We start from the raw sequence: 21,582 nt of genomic DNA on the forward strand, positions 1-21,582 counted from the left end.
GGGTCGACACGGCCCGCGCCCGGCAGACCAGGCTCGATGAGCACTACCGCCAGCACGCGGGCCGCTACCGCAAACGACCCCAGATCCCCACCCCGAACACCACCGTCACGATCAACCTGGCAAACGACGGCTCACGACTGACGATCCCACCGATCGCGGCAACCCTCATCGCCGCCTGAATGACTCACAACAGGTTGACAATCACCGCGCTATTCCCATCGGCATAGCGGATCGGGAATCCGGGTAGCCGATTCGTGGGGGTGGGCCGCCCGCGTCCGGCGAAACGAGTCGATCCGCCGCCCGGGCAGGGGCGGCGGATCGACGGTGGGGACCCAGAAGGGCCCGTCAGGTGGGGATCAGAACGCGGACTCGTCCAGCGCCATCAGCTCGTTGTCGAGGTCTGCGACGATCGCGCGGGTGGCGCTGATCAGGGGCAGCTCGTTCTTGGCGAACCACCGGGCGGCGGCGATCTTGCCGTTGTAGAAGTCCTTGTCGTCGTCGGACGCCCCGTCCAGCGCGCCGAGGGCGACCTCTGCGCCGACCAGGAGACGCCAGCCCATCATGAGGTCACCGAACGCCATGAGGACGCGCACCGAGGCGAACCCGACCGTATACAGGCGCTTGGGGTCGTCCTGCGAACCCATGAGGTGATCGAAGCACGTGCCGATCATGGCCTCGACGTCCGCGAGAGCGGTCGCGAGCAGCTCCCGCTCGGCCGCCAGTCGGCCGCCGCACGCGTCGCTGTCCAGGAACTGCTTGATCTGCGCCGACACGTGGCCCACGGCGGTGCCGCGGTCACGGGCGATCTTGCGGAAGAAGAAGTCCTGTGCCTGGATCGCGGTGGTGCCCTCGTAGAGGGAGTCGATCTTGGCGTCGCGGATGTACTGCTCGATCGGGTAGTCCTGCAGGAAGCCCGACCCGCCGAACGTCTGAAGCGACTCGGTGAGCAGCTCGTAGGCGCGCTCGGAACCGACGCCCTTGACGATCGGCAGCAGCAGGTCGTTGACCCGATGGGCCAGCTCGCCGTCGGCGCCGGAGACGCGCGCGGCGGTCTCGACGTCCTGGTGGGCCGCCGTGTACATGTACACCGCGCGCAGACCCTCGGCGAACGCCTTCTGGCGGATCAGCGCACGCCGCACGTCCGGGTGGTGGGTGATGGTGACGCGCGGGGCGGTCTTGTCGGCCATCTCGGTCATGTCGCCGCCCTGGACACGCTCCTTGGCGAATTCGAGCGCGTTGAGGTAGCCGGTCGACAGGGTGGAGATGGCCTTGGTGCCGACCATCATGCGCGCGTGCTCGATGACATCGAACATCTGACGGATGCCCTGGTTGAGCTCGTCGCCGCCGACCATCCAGCCCTTGGCGGGCACGCCGTGACCGCCGAAGGTCAGTTCGCAGGTCGTGGAGACCTTGAGGCCCATCTTGTGCTCGACGCCGGTGACGAACACCCCGTTGCGCTCGCCCATCTCGTTCTTCTCGAAGTCGAAGTGGAACTTCGGCACGAAGAACAGCGACAGGCCCTTGGTGCCGGGGCCGGCGCCCTCGGGGCGCGCCAGGACCAGGTGGAAGATGTTCTCGAACATGTCGTCGGAGTCGGCCGAGGTGATGAAGCGCTTGACGCCCTCGATGTGCCAGGAGCCGTCGTCCTGCTTGATCGCCTTCGTGCGGCCGGAACCGACATCGGAGCCGGCGTCGGGCTCGGTGAGGACCATGGTCGCTCCCCAGCCGCGCTCGACGCAGGTGGCGGCCCACTGCTTCTGCTCCTCGGTGCCGTTCTCGTAGAGGACGGCGGCGAAGGAGGGGCCGGCGCCGTACATGAACGCCGCCGGGTTGGCCCCGAGCATCATCTCGCCGGTGGCCCACACCATCGCGCGGGGGGCCGGCATCCCGCCGAGCTCCTCCGGCAGTCCCATCGACCAGTAGCCGGCGTCGTACCAGGCCTTGAAGGACTTCTTGAAGTCCTCCGGGATGGAGACCGAGTGGGTCTCGGGGTCGAACACCGGCGGGTTGCGGTCGGCGGAGGCGAAGGACTCCGCGACCGGGCCCTCGGTCAGGGTCGCGACCTCGGAGAGGATTCCCTTGGCGGTCTCGGTGTCCATGTCGCCGAACTCGCCGGCGTCGAGTGCCTCGTTCATACGCAGGACCTCGAACATGTTGAACTCGAGGTCGCGGACGTTGCTCTTGTAGTGACCCATGACGGTCTTCTCCGATCGACAGTGCGGTGCCGTGGCAATGGTGGTGCCCGGAAGGGTCGGTGCGGGGTGCCGCGGGCACACCGGAACCTACTCGCCGGTAACAAAACTGATGCTAGTGCGTTGTCAGCAAACAGTCCAAGGTGAGGGAAGGCTCTGATTTCGGCGCGGACCTGCAAGGGCGCGCCGCGCGGTCAGTCACGCCCGGGACGGGCGGCGGCCCGGGCGGCGTCGAGCAGGATCGTCCGCTCGGCCCGCGCGACGGTGCGCCGGGTCATCTCCGCGTAGTCCGGCGTGACGGAGACCGACGTGACCCCCTTCCGGACGAGGTGCTCGGCCATCCGGGGATCGGTCGACGCCGCCTGTCCGCACAGGGACACGGTGAGGCCGGACTCGTGGCAGCGGTCGATGATCTGGTCGATGAACGCGAGCACCGCCGGGTCCATCGAGTCGAACAGGTCCGCACACACCTCCGAGTCGCGGTCGACCCCCAACGTCAACTGGGTGAGATCGTTGGAACCGATCGATACGCCGTCAATTCCCATGGCGGCGTACTCGGGGATCCAGTGCACCACCGAGGGCACCTCGGCCATGATCCAGCGCTTGAGCCCCGTGTCGCGACCGATCGGGTGGGCGTCGATGATGTCCAGACAAGCACGCAGTTCCCACCCGGTCCGGACGAACGGGATCATCAGGTGCAGGTTCCGGTGCCGCCGCCGCACCCGCTCGAGCGCGTCCAGTTCCAACCGGAACAGGTCAGGTTCCCGGGTGTAGCGGAAGCAGCCCCGGTAGCCGATCATCGGATTGCGCTCCTCGGCCTCCACCTCCCCTCCGAGCAGCCCCCGGAACTCGTTGGACCGCAGGTCGGTGGCGCGGTACACCACGGGCCTCGGATCGAAGGCGGCGGCGATGGTGCTGATCCCCGAGGCCATCCGCTCCACGTACTCTTCCGTCCTGCCCTCCGCGATGAGCCGGCGCGGGTGCAACCCCTGCAGAGCGCTGGTGATGAGGAACTCCGCCCGCAGCAGGCCGACGCCGTCGACGTCCATCGCCGCGACCCGCGCCGCTGCGTCGGGCGTCGCGAGGTTGACGTAGACGGCTGTGGCGGTGACCTCGCGTGTGCGCACCTCGGGAGCCGCACCGGCATCGGCGGGAGCCTGCGGTGCCGTGGCCGCGCGGACCTCTCCCGGGTAGACGACGCCGGCGGTGCCGTCGACGGTGATGGTCTGCCCGTCGGCGATGTCGGCGGTCGCCGACCGCGTGCCCACGATCACGGGACGCCCCAGTTCGCGCCCCACGATGGCGGCGTGACAGGTCACGCCCCCCTCGTCGGTGACGATCGCGGCGGCGCGCTGGAGGATCGGCAGCCAGTCGGGGTCGGTCATCGTGGCGACCAATATCTCGCCGGCCGCCAGGTTCACTCCGTCCGACAGCTCTGTCAGGACGCGTGCGGTCCCGATCGCGGTGCCGGGCCCGGCGCCGAGGCCGGAGACGATCGGCTCCACCTCATCCCCCGTGGCCCCGGCAGCCCCGCCTGCCTCCCCAGCCCCGGGACCGCCCGTACGCCCGGCGTCGGCGTCCAGCGTGGTGATCGGGCGGGTCTGCACGATGTACAGCTCACCGTCCTCGAACGCGAACTCGGTGTCCTGTGGTACGCCGTAGTGCTGCTCGGACATCACTGCGAGGCGGGCGACCCGCCGCACCTGGTCGTCATCGAGCACCCGGTCCAACTGCTCGGCCTCCGGGACGGGGACGAGCCCGTCCGCCGTCCGGCCCGCGATGATCCGTGCGACCTTCCGGCCGACGTGCACGGTGAGGAGGCGGAGGTCGGACTTGGAGACGACGTAGGTGTCCGGCTCGACCTTGCCGCCCACCACCACCTCGCCGAGCCCGAACGCCGCCTCGATCACCACCCTGTCGACCTGGGAGGTGCGAGGGTCGGCGGTGAAGGCCACCCCCGACGTGTCGGAACGGACCATCTTCTGCACCACGACCGCGATCGACGGTTCGTCGTCGTACCCCGACACGGCCCGGTAGGTCATGGCGCGCGGCGTCCACAACGAACACCAGCAGTCCTGAATCGCCTCGAGCACGGCCTCCTCGCCGACGACGTCCGTGTAGGACTCGTGGATCCCCGCGAAGGAGGTGTCACCGGCGTCCTCCGCGGGCGCGGAGCTGCGGACCGCCACCGGGACGTCCGGCCCCAGCGACCGGTAGTGCGCCACGACCTCCTCGCGCAGTCGGGACGGCATCTCCACCCCGGCGACGGTGCTGCTCAACTCCGCCGCGCGAGACATCAGTTCCGCCTCGCTCATTCCCTCCTCCGGGACCCGCCCGTCGTGGAGAAGGGATCGGACACCGGCGGTCTCCATCGCGGCGAGGTAGGCGGACTGGCCCACCGAGAAGCCCGGCGGCACCGGGAACCCCGCGCCCGTCATCTCCCCGAGATTCGCGGACTTCCCGCCGTACTCCGGTGCGTCCGCGAGCCGTAGCTCGGCGAAATCGGCGACCCATCGTGCGTCCATCGCTCGCTCCTTCGAGATCGCGGCCCGACCGGTCGGAACCGTCGCTGTCTCCATGGTGCGCAGTCCGGCTGCCCGGTGTGGGTGGTTCAGGCACAATCAGCGCATGGCAGACATCCAGCTCCGCGTTCCCTCCGCTTCCTCCGTGGTGGGAACGGCGTTCCGTGTCGTGGAGTGGGAGTTGAGAATGGCCAGGGAACTGCTGATGCTGCCCGCCCGCGTCCTCGTGCTGCTCGCGGACGTGGAGGACGTGGTCGTCCGGATCCAGGACCTGCTCGACGAGGTCAGCCGCACCGTGCGCCAGATCGACGGGATCGTTGCCACCGCCGTCGACACGGTCGACGGTGTCCGCACCACGGTGGCGAGGGCCAACAGGGTCGTCGACGAGGTCGCCGACACGGTCTCCGCCGCCGAGGGGATCGTGGGCCGGGTGGGCTCGACCGTCGACTCGGCCGAGGGCGTGGTGCGGCGCGTGGACGGCACCGTCGATTCCGCCGAGGGCGTGGTGCGGCGCGTGGACGGCACCATCGATTCCGCAGAGGGCGTGGTGCGGCGCGTGGACGGCACCGTCGATTCCGCCGAGGGCGTGGTGCGGCGCGTGGACGGCACCATCGATTCCGCCGAGAGCGTGGTGGCTCGAGTCCGGACGACGGTGGACACCGCCGACGATCTGGTCCTCGACGCCGGCGGGCTCATCGAACGGGTCGTCCCGCTCGTCGACTTCGCGGACTCCACCTTCGCTCAGGTCAGGCCGGTCGTCGAGGCACTGCTCGTGGACGCCGACCTGGATGCGGAAACCGCCCGGGTCGTCGCGACCCGGATGACCGAGGTCCTGACGTGGGCGGACAAGACGATCCGGCTGCTCGAGCCGATCGCCGACGACGTCCTCGAGTCGGTCGACCCGGACGAGATCAAGGCGGTCATCCAGTTCATCGACCATCTGCCGGCGCTGGGAGACACCCTCGAGAACGATGTCATGCCGGTCCTGGCCTCCCTGGACACCGTCGCGCCCGAGGTCCACCAGATCCTCGAGGTGGCGCAACAGTGCCTCGAGGCGGTCGCCGGCATCCCCGGATTCCAACTCCTGCGCCGCCGCGGCGGGGACAACGGCAAGACCGAGTGATCTCCTGAATGACGAGAGGCCCTCCCGATCTGGGAAGGCCTCTCGTCTTGCGGAGCCGATGACGGGAATCGAACCCGCGCTGTCTGCTTGGGAAGCAGAAGTTCTACCATTGAACTACATCGGCAGTGCCTGCTGGAGGCGGCTTCAGATTAGCACGAGCCCCGGTGGCCGCAGGCGCGGTGGGGTCACTTCCGGGCGGACTTGCGCTTCGCGCCCGTGGTCATCGGCCGCTTGGGCTGGTTGAGCGACGCGCGGGGGACGAATCCGAACGCCACGCCCCCGATCACCGCCACCGCGATCGCGCCGATGATCCACGGCGTGACCGATCCGCCGCCGGTGATCCCCATCAGCACGATGAGTACGGCGACGCCGACACACACCCACGACCACTGGGTCCAGCGCCAGAAGTACCTCGAGGGCTCGTCCCTGATCTCGTCCATGCGCCTATTTCACCACGTCAGCGGGGGTCGGTGCATATCCGCCAGGCCCTCCAGGGGGGTCGCCGGGCCGGGGGGGCGCCGGGATGTGGCAGGTCTCACGTGGTTTCGAGGGTCGGTTCGGGAACGAAAGGGGTGTGCCATGCGCTGAACTGGAGGACAGTCCGATTTGTGCGACCGGATGGCCGGTCCGCGGGCTCAGCCCTGCAGGAGGTGCGTGGTGGACGTGCACGAAGCCATGGAGCGGCCGATCGCCGAGCGGGTGCGGACGGTGCTCGCCCGCGGTGCGGCCGGCACCATCGAGGCCGGCATGCTCAGGCGGCCGCTGCGCTCGGCGCGCGTCCGGGGCGACGGGGTGATCGTCCTGGTGGTCGACGTGGGGGGCATGTCGCGTGAGGCCGGTGACGTCGACCGGGTCGCGGCCGCCGGGGCCACCGCCACCGTCGAGATCGTCGACACGGTGTGTACCGGTCGGTGCCGGGGTTCCGCGCCGCGCCCGTCGTTCGCTCTCGACGGCCGACCCGCGTCGTGTGGTGCGGGACGCGGAGGGGTCGGCGGTGGGGGGCGCGCTGCCGGGGGCGACGACGACGGCTGCGCTGTCGCCCGGGGAGTTGTCACCCTCTCCGGGATCGTGACGGCCTCGTCCCCTGCGCGTCGGCGCAGGTTGGTCACCGCCGACGGCAGCGGGACGGGCCCGAACTCGGAGGGCGGGTCGCTCCGCCTGAGCGAGTTGCAGCCACTGGAGATCACCTACCTCACCGCGGACGGCGTCCACGTGGTTCCCCGGGCGTCCCTCGCCGCCGCGGCGGTCGACCCGATCGGCGTCGACGAGCAGGTCTGGCTGCACCGCCTCGCCGCCGACACCGGGCTCGCCTCCCGTCTCGCGTTGCGTGCCGGGCGGCAGATCGCGGGCACGGATCCGCGGATCGTCGCGATCGACCGGTACGGGGTCGACCTCCACATCGGATCGACCGGTGGCGGGTACCGCGACCTCGTCAGACTTCCGTTCGCGCAGGTCTGCGCCGATTCCGACGACGTTCTCGCCCAACTCTCCGCGCTGACGCGGTGAATCACTTCACAAGAATTCGCTGAAAGCCTTGCCTTTACAGGTAAGCCTTACCTAAGTTAATCGCTGCGGGTAGTCACGTCCCCGCTCCGGTGTTTTCCGTTCCGGCGCCACTACCCCTGAGGCGCCGGAACGGAAAAGGCCGGGACCGCGATGACGAGAGGACGAAGGCATGCGATCACTGGTGGGACCCGTTCCCGAGCCGGCCGAACGGGCGAGCTCGGCACTGCGGCGCTGCGCGAGGGCCACGCTGAGTCTCCCCGCTCCCACCGTCGGCTCCCGCGTGAACGCCACTCCCGCGGTCGCGCTCGCGCACCGGTCTTCCGGAACGGCCGACCTCAGCCTCGTCATCCCGACCGCCGACGCCGCCGCGATCCCGTCCGGGGGAGTGCACGCCCGTCTCGAGGTACTCGACGAGATCCTCGGCGGGGCAGCCCGGGGCCGGTGTCGCCGCCTCGTCGTCGTCGACGGACTGGTCGAACAGATCGACACGCGCGCCCAACGCCACGCCGCCACCCACATCGCGCGAGACCTGCCCGACTCCGCCCTGCTCGGGGTCGGATCCGAGTCGGCACTCGTCCGGCTCCGGACGGAGCGGATCCTGCTCACCGACGACTCCGGCGTCACCGACATCGCCCTGGACGACCTCGCCACCTCCGGGCCCGACCCCTTCACCGACCTCGAAGGGCACTGGCTCGACCACCTCAACGATCCGCGCTGCCAGGTGGTGCCGCGGCTGGCCCTGCGTGTCTGCCGGTGCCTGCCCGCCGAGCGCCCCCTCCTGATCGGCATCGACCGCGCCGGCGTCGACATCGAGCTGACGGACCGCGAGGGTCGCGCCCGGCGCGAACGGCTGCCGTTCGCCGAGGCCTGCACGGACGTCACCGAGCTGGGGACCCAGCTCCGGTTGCTCGCGGGAGGCGCGCGGTACCCTCAGGACCGTGCTGCTCTCCGACCGTGACCTCCGTACCGAGCTCGCCGACGGGCGGCTGGGGATCGACCCCCTCGACCCCGCGCTGATCCAGCCGTCGAGCATCGACGTCCGGCTCGACCGGATGTTCCGGGTCTTCAACAATTCGCGCTACACCCACATCGACCCCGCGCAGCAGCAGGACGAGCTGACCGAACTGGTCGAGCCCGCCGAGGGGGACCCGTTCGTCCTGCACCCCGGCGAGTTCGTCCTGGGAGCCACCCTCGAGCGACTCCGGCTGCCCGACGACCTGGCCGGCCGGCTCGAGGGCAAGTCGTCGCTCGGTCGACTCGGGCTGCTCACGCACTCTACTGCCGGCTTCATCGACCCCGGGTTCGACGGCCACATCACCCTCGAGCTGTCGAACGTGGCGAATCTGCCCATCACGCTGTGGCCCGGGATGAAGATCGGCCAGCTGTGCCTGTTCCGGCTCTCCAGTCCCGCCGAGACCCCGTACGGCAGTGCCTCCGTGGGCTCGAAGTACCAGGGCCAGCGCGGCCCCACCGCCTCCAAGGCGTACCTGAACTTCCGGTGACCCGCCGGACGGCGGCCATCCGGCGCGCACTGCTCGCCCGCCGTTCACCAGCCCGTTCCCGCCGCGCCGCGTCGACGGGGTAGAACAGCGCCATGCGTATGACCGTGTTCGGGACCGGGTACCTCGGTGCCACCCACGCCGCCTGCATGGCCGAGCTGGGCCACGAGGTGCTGGGGGTGGATGTCGACGAGGCCAAGATTGAGCGGCTGCGCCTGGGCGAGGTGCCGTTCTACGAGCCGGGGCTGCCGGAGATCCTGCTGCGGCACGTGGAGTCGGGGCGGTTGCGGTTCACCACCGACTACGCCGAGGCGGCCGCCTTCGCCGACCTGCACTTCATAGGGGTCGGGACCCCGCAGCGCAAGGGTGAGTTCGCTGCCGACACCTCGCACGTGGAGGACGTCGTGGCGCGGCTGACGCCCCTGCTGTCCGCGGATGCGGCGGTGGTGGGCAAGTCGACGGTGCCGGTGGGCACGGCCGCACGGCTGCAACAGATCGCCGACTCCCGCGCCCCGGACGGGGTGCGCGTCGAGGTGCTGTGGAACCCGGAGTTCCTCCGCGAGGGCTTCGCCGTGGCGGACACCCTGACGCCGGATCGGATCGTGATCGGCCTGGCCGGCGGTGAGTCGGCACTGGGGCTCGCGCGGGAGTTGGTGTCCGAGGCGTACGCGCCGATCCTGGAGGCAGATCCGTGCCCGGTGATCGTCACCGACCTGGCTACGGCAGAGTTGGTCAAGGTCAGCGCGAATGCGTTCCTGGCGACCAAGATCAGCTTCATCAACGCGGTGTCGGAGGTGTGTGAGGCCGCCGGCGCCGATGTGACGGTGTTGGCCGATGCGATCGGCATGGACAAGCGGATCGGGCGGCGCTTCCTCAATGCCGGCCTGGGCTTCGGTGGTGGGTGTCTGCCCAAGGACATTCGCGCCTTCATGGCCCGCGCCGGTGAGCTGGGCGCGGACGAGGCGATGACGTTCCTGCGGGAGGTCGACTCGATCAACATGCGCCGACGCGAGCGGATGGTGGACCTGGCCGTCGAGGCGTGCGGCGGGACGGTCATCGGCAAGACCGTCGCCGTGCTGGGGGCGGCGTTCAAGCCGAACTCCGATGACGTGCGGGACTCGCCGGCGCTGAACGTGGCGGGCATGCTCTCGCTCAAGGGCGCGAGCACCGTCGTGTACGACCCACAGGCCCTGGACAATGCCCGCGCCCTGTTTCCCACGCTGACGTACGCCGGGTCGGCGCTGGCCGCCTGTGAGGGCGCCGACGTGGTGCTGGTGGCCACCGAGTGGCCCGAGTTCGTCGAGCTGGACCCGGCCGCGGTCACCGGGGTGGCGCGCGGCCGGGTCCTGCTGGACGGTCGCAACTGCATGCCCGCCGACCGCTGGCGCGCCGCCGGCTGGACCTACCGCGCACTCGGACGCGGGGTGCCGGTGGAGGGCGCCACCCGCCGCACGGGGACGGCCCCCGCCGGGCCGGGGGTCGTCCCGTCGATGCGCTCCGGGCACCCGTCGACCTGACCCCGGCCGACCTGACACCGGCCGACGTGGCCCCCGGGCTACTGCCGGTACGAGGCCAGGAAGTTGCCGATCCGCTCGATCGCCACGCCCAGATCGCGGGAGGCGGGCAGGGTGACCACCCGGAAGTGATCGGGGTCCGGCCAGTTGAAGCCCGTGCCCTGGGTGACGAGGATCCGCTCCTGCTCGAGCAGGTCGAGGGCGAACAGCCGGTCGTCGTGGATCTCGTGGACGTTCGGGTCCAGCTTGGGGAAGGCGTACAGCGCGCCCATGGGCTTGACGCAGCTCACGCCCGGGATCGTGTTGAGCTTCTCCCACGCGATGCCCCGCTGCTCGTGCAGCCGGCCGCCGGGCTCGATGAGCTCGTTGATCGACTGATAGCCACCGAGCGCCACCTGGATGGCGTGCTGCGCGGGCACGTTGGGGCACAGGCGGGTGGACGCGAGGAGCTCCAACCCCTCGAGGAAGCCGGCCGCGTGCGCCTTGGGGCCCGTGATCGCCAGCCAGCCCGCCCGGTAGCCCGCCACACGGTAGGTCTTGGACAGTCCGTTGAAGGTCAGCACGAGCAGGTCGTGGGCGAGGGTGGCGATGGAGGTGTGCTCGGCCTCGTCGTAGACGATCCGGTCGTATATCTCGTCCGCCAGGATGAGCAGACTGTGCTCGCGGGCGAGATCGACGATCCCCTGCAGGACCTCACGCGAGTAGACCGCGCCGGTCGGGTTGTTGGGGTTGATCACCACGATGGCCTTGGTTCGCGGGGTGATCTTGGAGGCGATGTCCTCGAGCGACGGGTTCCAGTCGTCCTGCTCGTCGGCGAGGTAGTGGACGGGCCTGCCCCCGGCGAGTGAGGTCATGGCGGTCCACAGCGGGTAGTCGGGTGCGGGGATGAGGACCTCGTCGCCGTCGTCCAGCAGCGCCTGCATCGACATGGTGATGAGCTCGGACACGCCGTTGCCGAGGTAGATGTCGTCCACGCTGAGACGGGGGAAGTCCGGGACCAGCTCGTAGCGCGTGAAAATCGCCCGGCGGGCCGACAGGATGCCCTTGGACTCCGAGTAGCCCTGCGCGTGGGGGAGCGCGGCGATCATGTCGCGCATGATCACGTCCGGCGCCTCGAACCCGAACGGCGCGGGGTTGCCGATGTTCAGCTTGAGGATGCGGTGACCTTCGGCCTCGAGCTGGTTGGCCCTGGCCAGTACCGGCCCGCGGATCTCGTAGAGGACGTCCTTGAGCTTGGAGGACTGGTCGAGAGTGCGCAGCTGGTGGAGCGTTCGTCCCGTGGTCTCAGGCGTCATACCTTGCGATTGTGCCACCTCGGTCCGCGTGTCCGGTGTCACGGACCGGCCGGGAGGGGTGCGGGGTCAGATCCCGTACCGCAGGTCGACGATCGCCGGGATTTCCGAGTCCGGCAGGAGGTCATCAGGATGCTCGACGGACAAGTAGTCCACACACTGCCGCTCGTGCGCCGCCAGACAGTAGGGCTGCGATCCGATGCTCAGACCGGTGGCCTGGCGAAGTCTCCGGACCTCGCCCCTCACCGTGGTCGTGGCGGACCCGTCGTCATAGAGGGCCTCGGACAGGGCGCGCGCTGACCACGCCTCCCGCGAGGCCAGGAGCGCGAGGAGTTCTGCCCGCCTCGGGGTCAGGGCGACGGAGGTCCCGTCGGCACGGACCACCGCCGGCTTCCACCCGAGAAGACGGATCGACGTCACGGGGGAGCGCGTCCCATCGGGTTCGGGATGTGGGTCGTGCGGGCCGGGGGCATCCGGCCCGGGGGCGACGGCGGGGGTCGCGGTGCCCCGGGCGGTCAACAGCGTCTCGGCGAGGCGGACACCGCACCGGACCAGCGAGACGGTCTCGGCGCACGAGAACCGGAGGGGATGCGAGACGTCGAGGACACCGAGGACCCGTCCGTGGGGGTCCCTGATGGGACTCGCCGTACATGTCCACCCGTGGTGCGCGCGCACGAAATGCTCCCCGGCCGTGGCGTGCGAGAGCGTCCCTGCGTCGAGCGCCATCGAGATCCCGTTGGCGCCGATGCCCCGCTCGGACCAGTCGGCACCCTCAGCGAACGCGATCGAGTCCGCCCGCCGAAGCACCTGCGCACTGCCCGAACGCCAGAGCACCCGACCACGGACGTCGGAGATCACGACCACGTGCCGCCCGGCCACGGAGGTGTCCGCCAGTGAGGAGACGACGTCCTCCGCGATGTGTCGTAGCGGGGTGCCCGCCCGGGCGCGCGCGAGTTCATCGCCGGACAGCACGCTCGCCGGGAGTTCCTGGTCGGGGGAGACGCCGGCCTCGCCGCTGCGCCTCCATGCGCGCAGGAGGCGCGAATCCAGGTCGGAGGGAGGCCCGCCGGCCAAGGCGGACTCGTGCGCCCTGATCGACTGCGCTGCGAACGCCCCCGGGTCGGAGAACCGCAACGTCGCGTGCAACGACATTGCCACCCCCTTAGGAAGAAAGTGTGATCTACGTCATCCCAGAAGCTACAGGAAGTGGAGGAGTGGACATGACAGAGACTCAGCAAGCACCGGCCGACCGGAGCCCGGGGGGCCCGGGCATCGACCGTGGGCAGCCGGACCTGGTAGTCGAACGGTGGTTGACGGCCTTCGACGATGCCCTGCAGTCGGGGGACCCGGGTCGGGCGGCCGAGCTGTTCGACACCGACGGGTACTGGCGCGACTTCGTCGCCTTCACGTGGAACCTCAGGACACTCGAGGGTCGCGACCAGATCCGCGACATGCTGAGCGACCAGCTCGCCGCCGTCGAACCGTCCGGGTGGGCCCTCGACGAGCCCGCCACCGACAGCGACGGGGTGGTGGAGGCGTGGGTGCGTTTCGAGACGGGCGCGGGCCGCGGGTGGGGCCATCTGCGCCTACGGGACGGGCGGGCATGGACGCTCTTGACGACCTTGCAGGAACTCAAGGGCCACGAAGAGAAGAAGCGGCACAGTCGCGACCAGGGGGTGGAGCACGTCGTCACCCGGGGCCGGAAGACCTGGCTCGAACAGAAGACCGAGCGCCAGGAGACCCTCGGGTACACCGAGCAGCCCTACGCCGTCATCATCGGCGGAGGCCAGGGTGGTATCGGGCTCGCCGCTCGTCTCAAGCGCCTCGGGGTGCCCACGATCGTCATCGAGAAGAACGAACGGGCGGGTGACTCATGGCGCAAGCGCTACAAGTCGCTCCACCTGCACGACCCGGTCTGGTACGACCACCTGCCGTACATCCCTTTCCCCGAAGACTGGCCGGTGTTCCCCGCGAAGGACAAGGTCGGTGACTGGCTCGAGCACTACACCGCGATCATGGATCTCGACTACTGGTCAGGGACGGAGTGCCTCAGGGCGGACTTCGACGAGGACTCCGGGACGTGGCGGGTCGAGGTCGACCGCCGTGGCGAGAAGGTCACGCTGCGCCCGACCCAACTCGTGTTTGCGCTCGGGGTGTCGGGATACCCGAACGTCCCGCGGTTCGAGGGCTCGGAGGACTTCACCGGCCAGCAGTGGCACTCGTCCGAGTTCACGGGCGAGGGCGACGTCGCGGGCAAGCGGGCCGTGGTGATCGGATCGAACAACTCGGCTCACGACATCTGCGCCGCTCTGTGGGATCACGGTGCGGAGGTCACCATGGTGCAGCGCTCGTCCACGCACATCTCCCGCAGTGAATCCCTGATGTCCCTCGCACTGGGTCCTCTCTACTCGGAAGAGGCTCTCGATGCCGGTGTGACCACGGAGAAGGCGGACATGCTCTTCGCCTCGTGGCCCTACCGGCTGCTCCCGGGGGCGCAGATCCCGGTCTACGAGCAGATGGCGGAGAAGGACGCGGAGTTCTACCAGCAGTTGCGCGAGGTGGGATTCGACCTCGACTTCGGGGAGGACGGTTCCGGTTTGTTCCTCAAGTACCTCAGGCGCGGGTCGGGTTACTACATCGACGTCGGTGCGAGTCAGCTGTTGATCGACGGCGAGGTCGCGCTCGAGAGCGGCCAGGTGTCACGCATCCTGCCCGACGGCGTCGAGCTCGACGGCAGCCGGGTGCTTCCGGCGGACATCATCGTGTACGCCACCGGGTACGGGTCGATGAACCAGTGGCTCGTGGACCTGGTGTCCCAGGAGGTCGCCGACCGGGTGGGGAAGGTGTGGGGCTACGGGTCGGACACGACACGCGACCCCGGCCCGTGGGAGGGCGAGCTGCGCAACATGTGGAAGCCGACCAACGTCGAGCAACTGTGGATCCACGGGGGCAACCTGCATCAGTCCCGCCACTACTCGAGGTACCTCGCGCTGCAGCTCAAGGCCCGGATGGAGGGTATCCCGACACCCGTCTACCAGGTTCAAGAAGCTCACCACCCCTGCTGACGCTGGACAACACGGAAATGAAACGACCGCGGCCCGTGATCAGGAGACCTGATCACGGGCCGCGGTGGCGCCCGGTGGGCGTCAGCCCAGAGAGAGGCCGTAACCTCCGGACTTCTTCGAGCGGGGGATCGCCCCGCCCGACGCGGGCTTCGCCGGGGCGTCGGTCGACGTCGACTCTGCCGCAGTTGACTCCGTCGCAGTTGACTCGGTCGCAGGCGACTCAGCCTCGGCCGTCTCAGCCTGGGCGGCGGAGTCGGCGGGCTCGGCCTTGTCCGGGGCCTCGGTCGCCGGGGCGGCGGCCGGGGCCTTCGGAGCACCGGGTGCCTTGGGCGCGCCGGGCGCCTTCGCTCCACCCTTGAGGCCCAGGCCGACGGCCGGTTTCGCGGGCGCGGCCGGTGCGGTGTCCGTGGCGGACCCGGCATCGGCGGTCTCGGTCTGCGCGGCGGCGGACTCGCCCGCGGACGGCTCGGACGCCGCTGCCTTGGCCGTGCCCGGGGCCTTCGCGCCGCCCGGAGCCTTGGCCCCGCCGGGCGCCTTGGCCCCGCCACCCAGGGTGAGCCCGCCGGACTTCGGCGCACCGGCGCTCGGCTTGGGAGCGCCGGTGGTGGCCGGAGCGGAACCCTGCGCGGCCTCGCGGGTCTCCTCCGTGCGCTCGGCGTCCTTCACCGCGGACTGGGCCTCGGTGGCGGACTCGCCGCTCCCGGCGGCGCCGGGGGCCTTCGGAGCGCCGGGGGCCTTGGGGCCGCCTGGGGCCTTGCCGCCGCCACCGAGCTTGAGGCCACCCGACTTGGGTGCGCCCGTCGAATCGGCGGCCGACGGGCCGGCCTCGGCCGCGCTGGCCGCGCCACCGGTGCCGGCGGCGGCGACCTCCGCGCCCTCGCCCTCGTCGACGACGGCGTTGTCCGGCGCGGCCTCGGCCGGGGCAGCGGGGGCGGCGGCCGTGGCGGACTCCGCCTCGGCGGCGTCGCGCTCGGCCTGCTCGGCCTCCTTCTCCGCCTTCGTCTTCTCACGCGTGGGCTGCTCCAGCCACGCGGCCTCGCGAGGCTCGGGCAGGCCGCCGTCACGGGAGACGGACTCCAGGAGCAGCTGGGCGACGTCCACGACCTCGACCTGGCCCTCCTGCTCGGTGCCGTCGGTCTGGGCGGTGGCCCCGTCCGAGAGCATCACGCGACAGAACGGGCAGCCCGTGGCGATCTTCGTGGCCTTGGTCGACAGGGCCTCGTCGACACGGTCGATGTTGATCCGCTTGCCGACCGTCTCCTCCATCCACATGCGCGCGCCACCGGCGCCACAGCACATGGACCGCTGCCCGTGACGGGGCATCTCCGTGAGGGTCACGCCCGAGCCGTCCATGAGCTCACGCGGGGCCTCGTAGACCTGGTTGTGGCGGCCGAGGTAACACGGGTCGTGGTAGGTGACGCCACCGTCGATCGGGGCCACCGGCACGAGGCGCTTCTCGCGCACCAGACGGTTGAGCAGCTGCGTGTGGTGGACCACCTGGTAGTCGCCGCCGAAGTCGCCGTACTCGTTCTTCAGCGCGTTGAGGCAGTGGGCACACGTCACGACGACCTTGCGCTGCGCGGCGGGCACGCCGTCGAACGCGTCGTTCATGACCTCGATGTTCTGCTGGGCGAGCATCTGGAACAGAAACTCGTTGCCCGCGCGGCGGGCCGAGTCGCCGGTACAGGTCTCGCCCTGGCCCAGCACCGCGAACTTCACACCGGCGGTGTGCAGCAGCGAGGCCACGGCCTGGGTGGTCTTCTTGGCGCGGTCCTCGAAGGCGCCGGCACAGCCCACCCAGAACAGGTACTCGGTGTCGGCGAAGTCCTCGATGTCCTTGCCGATCACGGGGATCTCGAAGTCGAGGGAGTTCATCCACTCGTCGCGACCGGAGTTGTTCTGGCCCCAGGGGTTGCCCTTGTTCTCGAGGTTCTTGAACAGGCCCGCGAGCTCGGTCGGGAACTCGGACTCGATGAGGACCTGGTAGCGGCGCATGTCGATGAAGTGGTCGACGTGCTCGATGTCCACCGGGCACTGCTCGACGCAGGCGCCACACGTGGTGCAGGACCACAGGGCCTCGGGGTCGATGATGCCGGCGGCCATCGGGTCGTCGGAGAGGTCCGCGGTGGTGTGACCGACGAGGGGGCGCTGGGCCTCGAGGCGGGCCGCCTCCGGGATCTTGGCGAGCTTGGCCTCGTCGGGGTTGCCCTCGGCGTCGACCAGTCCGGTCTCCTCGCCCATCGTGGTCTGCCCACCGGCGAGCAGGTACGGCGCCTTCGCGGCACCGTGGTCGCGCAGGGACATGATCATGAGCTTGGGGCTCAGCGGCTTGCCGGTGTTCCAGGCGGGGCACTGCTCCTGGCAGCGGCCGCACTCGGTGCAGGTGGAGAAGTCCAGCCAGCCCTTCCACGAGAAGTCCTCGATGGCGCCCGCGCCGAGCTTGGGCTCGAAGTCCTCGTCGGCCTCGGTGAGCTCCTCGACCTTCTCCATGGTCAGCGGGACGCCGTCCATGGTCATCGGCTTGAGCGGGCCGAGCGCGGTGCGGCCGTCGGCCTCGCGCTTGAAGTAGATGTTGAAGAACGCGGAGAAGCGGTGCCAGGCGACGCCCCACGTGATGTTGCGGCCCACGACGTACAGCCAGATCATGCCGGTGAGCAGCTTGATCAGCGCGAAGACCGAGACCATGAGCTCGTTGGCCGGCAGGATCGTCGACAGCGGGCCGGTGACCCAGTCGGTGGACCAGTGGAAGTCGTACCCGTCGGCGGCCTGCAGTGAGAGCTTGCCGGCCTTGACGAAGATCATGCCCAGGCCCTCGAGGAGCACGACGGTCTCGACGAAGTAGGCGGCCTTGCGGTCCGAGCCGACGAAGCGGTTGAGGCCGCGACGCTGGTTGATCTGACGGATGATGATCAGCACGGTGATGCCGATGACGGTGCCCAGGCCCAGAAACTCGTCGACGGCGTGGTACCAGGCCTGGTCGGACAGCCAGGGCCAGCCACCGCGGGGGTTGAACGTCTGGATGTAGGCCTCGAACCAGACGATCGAGCCGAGCAAAAAGCCCACCATGACGAACCAGTGGAAGAAGCCCACCGACCGTTTGCGGGCCATCCGGGTGTGGGCGCCCACCTCGACGATGACGTTCTTCAAACGGGGCAGGATCGGCCGCAGCCGGTCGAATCCGTCCTTCTGTCCCAGGAACAGGCTGCGCACCATGCGCGTGACGCCGCCTATGAAGGATGCCCAACAGAACAGACTGAGCAGGACGCCGATCGTCCCGAGTGTGATGGTCACGCCTGACATGGTTCGCGGCCTTTCGTCGCACTTCTCGACGCACGAGCACTCATAGGAACCTGTGGGCGCGCCCGTCGACTGTGTCGAGGTCAAAGGTAAGCCACGCGGGCCCCGTCTGCCGAGTTGAGGCTGCCCTTACCGGAGCAGGCTCCACTCGCAGGCGGGGCCCGCGTGGAAGGGGAGGGTCAGTTGGTCCGGAGCGTCAGCCCGGGGTGTGCGGCGAGGACGTCGGCGATCGGGACGGCGGACAGGCGCGGGGTGAACCCGGCCGTCCGGGCCACGGCGTCGGCGTCGGCGCAGGTGACGGAGTCCGCGACGTTGGACGCGCTCGAGATGCCCAGGGCCCTGTCGCCGGAGAAGACGACGCCGCCGCTGTCGCCGGGCAGGGCGCACAGGTCCACGGTGAAGGCGTTCGAGATGGTGCGCGTGCCCGCCACGTCGATCGTGGCGCCGACCTGCGAGATCGTCCCGCAGGAGAAGCCGGTCCGGAATCCGGTCTTGCAGGCCTTCTGTCCGACGACCGGGTCCGCGGTGCCGATGATCTCCTGGGTGCTGTCCGGCCCGTCTCCCACCAGATTGGAACGGAACCGGTCCGCCACGTCGTCGTCGACCGCGATGAGGGCGGTGTCGATGCCCTCCCGCTCGCTGCGGGTCATGGTGCCGAACTCCTCGCCGTCGGCGAGGGCGGCGCGGGTGCCGTCGGCGCCGGCGCAGTGCGCGGCGGTGATGACGACGGGCTTGCCGTCCAGTTCACCGTTGAACCCGGTCGAGCACTCGAGGATTCCTCCCGGGACGCCCACCTGGTACGCGGTACCGCCCGTGACGGGCCCCGCCGGAGCGGGGACCGATTCGATGGCGCGCGGCTGGTCCTCGGGCACGGGGGTGCCGGGGTCGACCATGGTCTGGGCCATCATCCCGTCGATGATCGACCCGGTGCCGGGGGTCAGGCCGGCGAGGAGGTCGATGACCGTGCGCATGGGGCCCTCGGGGACGAGGCCGGCGTCATTGAGCAGGGCCAGGCTGCCGAGCGAGCCGGAGTCGCCGCCGCTCCCGGGCGCCGCGCCGGTCCCGTCCGGGTCGTCCGCGCGGGTGGTGGCCGGTTCGATGCCGTCGACGGTCGGGCCGCCGTCGGACCCGGTTCCCCCCTCGCTGCCGAACGGGGCCGTGTCGAACGCCGGGTCGGGGGCCTCGATCATGTCGATCTCGGCGAGGTCCCGCAGGCGGGCGTCGAGGTTCCCGAGCTGCGCGGCCTCGCCCCCGCGGGTCGTGACGACGACCGCGTTGCGGGTCGGATCGACGCGGACGTCGGTGACGAGGTCCTGCATGTCCTCGGGGGTGCCCTCGATGATCTTGATGACCTGGCGCTCGCGAGCCTCGAGTTCGCTCGTGGTCAGCGCCACGTCCTTGACCGTGAACCCGGACCGGGTGGCCTCGTCGCGCAGTTCGTCTCCGGCGGCGCCGGCCAACACACCGACCAGGCCGGTGCCCTCCTCGTCCAGCCAGACGCCGCCGAACGACTGACGGAACTGCTGCTCCCACCGGGGACGGGCCTCGGCCAGACGTTCTCCGATGCCGGCCTGGGCGAGGAACTGCTCGGGAGTGAGTCCGAGATCACGTCGCAGTGCCTCGACGAGTGAGGTCAGCTCCGGGCCGAGCGCGTCGGCCAACGCCGGCAGGGGCTGGGCGACGGCGGGGCGGGAGGCGGACGGAGCCGGGCTCCCGGGTGTGGGGGAGGGGGCCGCGCCGGCAGGGGTCGCGGTGACCACCAGCGCCGCGGCGGCGGCGACGGCGGCGAACTTCGAGGTGATACGCATGATGGCCTTCCGGAATGCACGGCTGGGCGACGGCGCGTCGACCGGCAGTGGCTCGGTGTGTCGCGGCTCAGATTACGGAGATGTGATTAGTGAGTCCAGTGTGACACGTGTGATTAGTGGGATTCGGTCGTCGATTCATGTGACGCAGCTGAGTCGGAGAATCGGGGGCCCTGCCGCTAGGCTGCCTCTTCGGCAACGACGTACGCGTCATCACCAAAGACTCATTACCCGGAGGTCCCATGTCCGACGCTGACGCCGCACTGCACGACGCCCTTGACACCGTGGTGCGACGCAATCCCGGACAGCACCTCTTCCGGCAGGCCGTGCACGAGGTGCTGGAGTCACTCGCACCCGTGGTCAAGCAGCACCCGGAGTATGTCGAGGGCGGGATCCTCAAGCGGATAATCGAGCCCGAGCGCGTGGTGTCCTTCCGGGTGCCGTGGGTCGACGACGCCGGTGCGGTCCAGGTCAACCGGGGCTTCCGTGTGCAGTTCAGCTCCGATCTCGGCCCGTACAAGGGCGGATTGCGTTTCCACAAGTCCGTGGACGAGGACACGTTGAAGTTCCTCGGGTTCGAGCAGGTCTTCAAGAACGCCCTCACCGGTCTCGGCCTGGGCGGCGGCAAGGGAGGCTCGGACTTCGACCCGCACGGCCGCAGCGACGCGGAGGTGATGCGCTTCTGCCAGTCCTTCATGTCCGAGCTCGCGCACCACATCGGTGCCGACCTCGACGTCCCGGCCGGTGACATCGGCGTGGGCGGGCGCGAGATCGGGTACCTGTACGGCCAGTACCGGAAGGTGACCGGCCGCAACGAGGCGGGCGTCATCACGGGCAAGGGCGTCGGGTACGGCGGCTCGTGGGCGCGCACCGAGGCGACCGGCTACGGGCTCGTCTACTTCGTCCGCGAGATGCTCCGCGACACCGAGTACAGCCTCGAGGGCTCCCGGGTGGTCGTCTCCGGCTCCGGCAACGTCGCGATCTACGCGGCCAAGAAGGCGGCCCAGCTCGGCGCGACCGTCGTGGCCTGCTCGGACAGCCAGGGTTACGTCCACGACGAGGACGGTCTCGACCTGGACCTGCTCCTGGACGTCAAGGAGGTCCGCCGCGAACGGCTGTCGGCCTACGCGCGGGAGCGGGGCAACTGCACCTACCGGGAGACCGGCTCCGTGTGGGACGTGGAGTGCGACATCGCGCTGCCCTGTGCCACCCAGAACGAGCTCGACGCCGAGGAGGCGCGCACGCTCGCCAAGAACGGGTGCCGCGTGATCGCCGAGGGCGCCAACATGCCGTGCACGGAGCAGGCGGTGGAGGTCATCCACCAGGCCGGCATCCTCTTCGGGCCCGCCAAGGCCGCCAACGCCGGCGGCGTGGCCACCAGCGGTCTCGAGATGCGGCAGAACGCCGGTCGGCTGCTGTGGGACTTCGAGCGGGTGGACTCCGAGCTCGACCGCATCATGACCTCCATCCACGCCACCGCGGCGGCGACCGCTGAGGAATACGGCGCCCCGGGTGACCTGGTGGCCGGGGCGAACATCGCCGCGTTCCGCAAGGTCGCCGACGCCATGCTCGCGCAGGGTGTCATCTGATCTGATCCGGGTGACGGCGCACCTCGTCGTCGTCGTACCTTCTTCTCCTTCCCGCACCTTCTTCTTCTTTCCACGCGAAGAGCGCTCCGAGCCGCACCGCCGAGAGGCGGTGGCCGGGGCGCTCTTCTCGTTGTTGAGCCCGCTGGGCTCAATGAATAGTGTGAGTTGCGCCACCGCC

Annotated in this window: 14 protein-coding genes and 1 tRNA gene; 7 read left to right on the plus strand and 8 right to left on the minus strand. The window is 69.9% G+C overall.

Translation table 11 applies throughout. From position 1 onward, the window contains the following. Positions 1–356 precede the first annotated feature (356 nt). Both AC3DEV_RS00005 and ppsA read right to left on the minus strand, forming a co-directional pair. Positions 357–2,195, minus strand: a complete 1,839-nt coding sequence (locus AC3DEV_RS00005; RefSeq protein ID WP_488370889.1) for an acyl-CoA dehydrogenase — start codon at positions 2,193–2,195, stop codon at positions 357–359. A 191-nt stretch (positions 2,196–2,386) separates the two neighbouring features. Beyond that, the gene (gene ppsA, locus AC3DEV_RS00010) at positions 2,387–4,717 is read right to left on the minus strand and encodes a phosphoenolpyruvate synthase (RefSeq protein WP_488370890.1); all 2,331 of its coding nucleotides are present in this window, start codon (positions 4,715–4,717) and stop codon (positions 2,387–2,389) included. A gap of 103 nt (positions 4,718–4,820) precedes the next feature. On the opposite strand from ppsA, the gene AC3DEV_RS00015 reads away from it, so the two are divergent. Then, positions 4,821–5,837, plus strand: coding sequence for a methyl-accepting chemotaxis protein (locus tag AC3DEV_RS00015; protein ID WP_488370891.1), 1,017 nt, complete (start codon positions 4,821–4,823; stop codon positions 5,835–5,837). Between the two features lie 53 nt (positions 5,838–5,890). On the opposite strand, the gene AC3DEV_RS00020 is transcribed toward AC3DEV_RS00015, so the two are convergent. Both AC3DEV_RS00020 and AC3DEV_RS00025 read right to left on the minus strand, forming a co-directional pair. Beyond that, a tRNA-Gly gene (locus AC3DEV_RS00020) sits at positions 5,891–5,961 on the minus strand. A gap of 61 nt (positions 5,962–6,022) precedes the next feature. Further along, positions 6,023–6,277, minus strand: coding sequence for a hypothetical protein (locus AC3DEV_RS00025; RefSeq protein ID WP_067719492.1), 255 nt, complete (start codon positions 6,275–6,277; stop codon positions 6,023–6,025). A 217-nt stretch (positions 6,278–6,494) separates the two neighbouring features. Here AC3DEV_RS00025 and AC3DEV_RS00030 point away from each other — a divergent pair, with 217 nt between their 5' ends. The 4 genes from AC3DEV_RS00030 (at position 6,495) to AC3DEV_RS00045 (ending at position 10,359) form a co-directional block, all read left to right on the plus strand. Continuing rightward, complete coding sequence (locus AC3DEV_RS00030; RefSeq protein WP_488370892.1) at positions 6,495–7,343, plus strand: hypothetical protein; 849 nt, start codon at positions 6,495–6,497, stop codon at positions 7,341–7,343. A 169-nt stretch (positions 7,344–7,512) separates the two neighbouring features. Then, entirely contained in the window at positions 7,513–8,301 is a 789-nt protein-coding gene (locus tag AC3DEV_RS00035) for a hypothetical protein (RefSeq protein ID WP_488370893.1), read from the plus strand. After that, a complete protein-coding gene (gene dcd, locus AC3DEV_RS00040) occupies positions 8,282–8,845 on the plus strand; it encodes a dCTP deaminase (RefSeq protein ID WP_067719486.1) in 564 nt (187 codons plus the stop codon). Before AC3DEV_RS00035 ends, dcd begins: the two co-directional genes overlap by 20 nt. A 92-nt stretch (positions 8,846–8,937) precedes the next feature. Further along, the gene (locus AC3DEV_RS00045; protein WP_488370894.1) at positions 8,938–10,359 is read left to right on the plus strand and encodes a UDP-glucose dehydrogenase family protein; all 1,422 of its coding nucleotides are present in this window, start codon (positions 8,938–8,940) and stop codon (positions 10,357–10,359) included. Positions 10,360–10,397: 38 nt separating this feature from the next. Here AC3DEV_RS00045 and AC3DEV_RS00050 read toward each other — a convergent pair whose 3' ends face one another. Further along, complete coding sequence (locus AC3DEV_RS00050; protein WP_096906698.1) at positions 10,398–11,651, minus strand: pyridoxal phosphate-dependent aminotransferase; 1,254 nt, start codon at positions 11,649–11,651, stop codon at positions 10,398–10,400. A gap of 66 nt (positions 11,652–11,717) precedes the next feature. Continuing rightward, positions 11,718–12,800, minus strand: a complete 1,083-nt coding sequence (locus AC3DEV_RS00055) for a helix-turn-helix domain-containing protein (protein ID WP_488370895.1) — start codon at positions 12,798–12,800, stop codon at positions 11,718–11,720. Between the two features lie 68 nt (positions 12,801–12,868). Here AC3DEV_RS00055 and AC3DEV_RS00060 point away from each other — a divergent pair, with 68 nt between their 5' ends. Further along, positions 12,869–14,713 carry an NAD(P)/FAD-dependent oxidoreductase gene (locus AC3DEV_RS00060; protein ID WP_488370896.1) on the plus strand — a complete coding sequence of 615 codons (1,845 nt, stop codon included), beginning with the start codon at positions 12,869–12,871 and terminating at the stop codon, positions 14,711–14,713. A gap of 81 nt (positions 14,714–14,794) precedes the next feature. On the opposite strand, the gene AC3DEV_RS00065 is transcribed toward AC3DEV_RS00060, so the two are convergent. Together AC3DEV_RS00065 and AC3DEV_RS00070 are read right to left on the minus strand one after the other, a co-directional pair. Next, the gene (locus tag AC3DEV_RS00065; RefSeq protein ID WP_488370897.1) at positions 14,795–18,013 is read right to left on the minus strand and encodes a (Fe-S)-binding protein; all 3,219 of its coding nucleotides are present in this window, start codon (positions 18,011–18,013) and stop codon (positions 14,795–14,797) included. A gap of 176 nt (positions 18,014–18,189) precedes the next feature. Beyond that, positions 18,190–19,818 (minus strand): S1 family peptidase, encoded by a 1,629-nt coding sequence (locus AC3DEV_RS00070; RefSeq protein ID WP_488370898.1) that lies wholly within the window; start codon positions 19,816–19,818, stop codon positions 18,190–18,192. Positions 19,819–20,057: 239 nt separating this feature from the next. On the opposite strand from AC3DEV_RS00070, the gene gdhA reads away from it, so the two are divergent. Then, positions 20,058–21,404 carry an NADP-specific glutamate dehydrogenase gene (gene gdhA / locus AC3DEV_RS00075; RefSeq protein WP_067719476.1) on the plus strand — a complete coding sequence of 449 codons (1,347 nt, stop codon included), beginning with the start codon at positions 20,058–20,060 and terminating at the stop codon, positions 21,402–21,404. The last annotated feature ends 178 nt before the right edge of the window (positions 21,405–21,582 follow it).

Source organism: Dietzia sp. IBK-p2-15D (genome assembly GCF_057773105.1).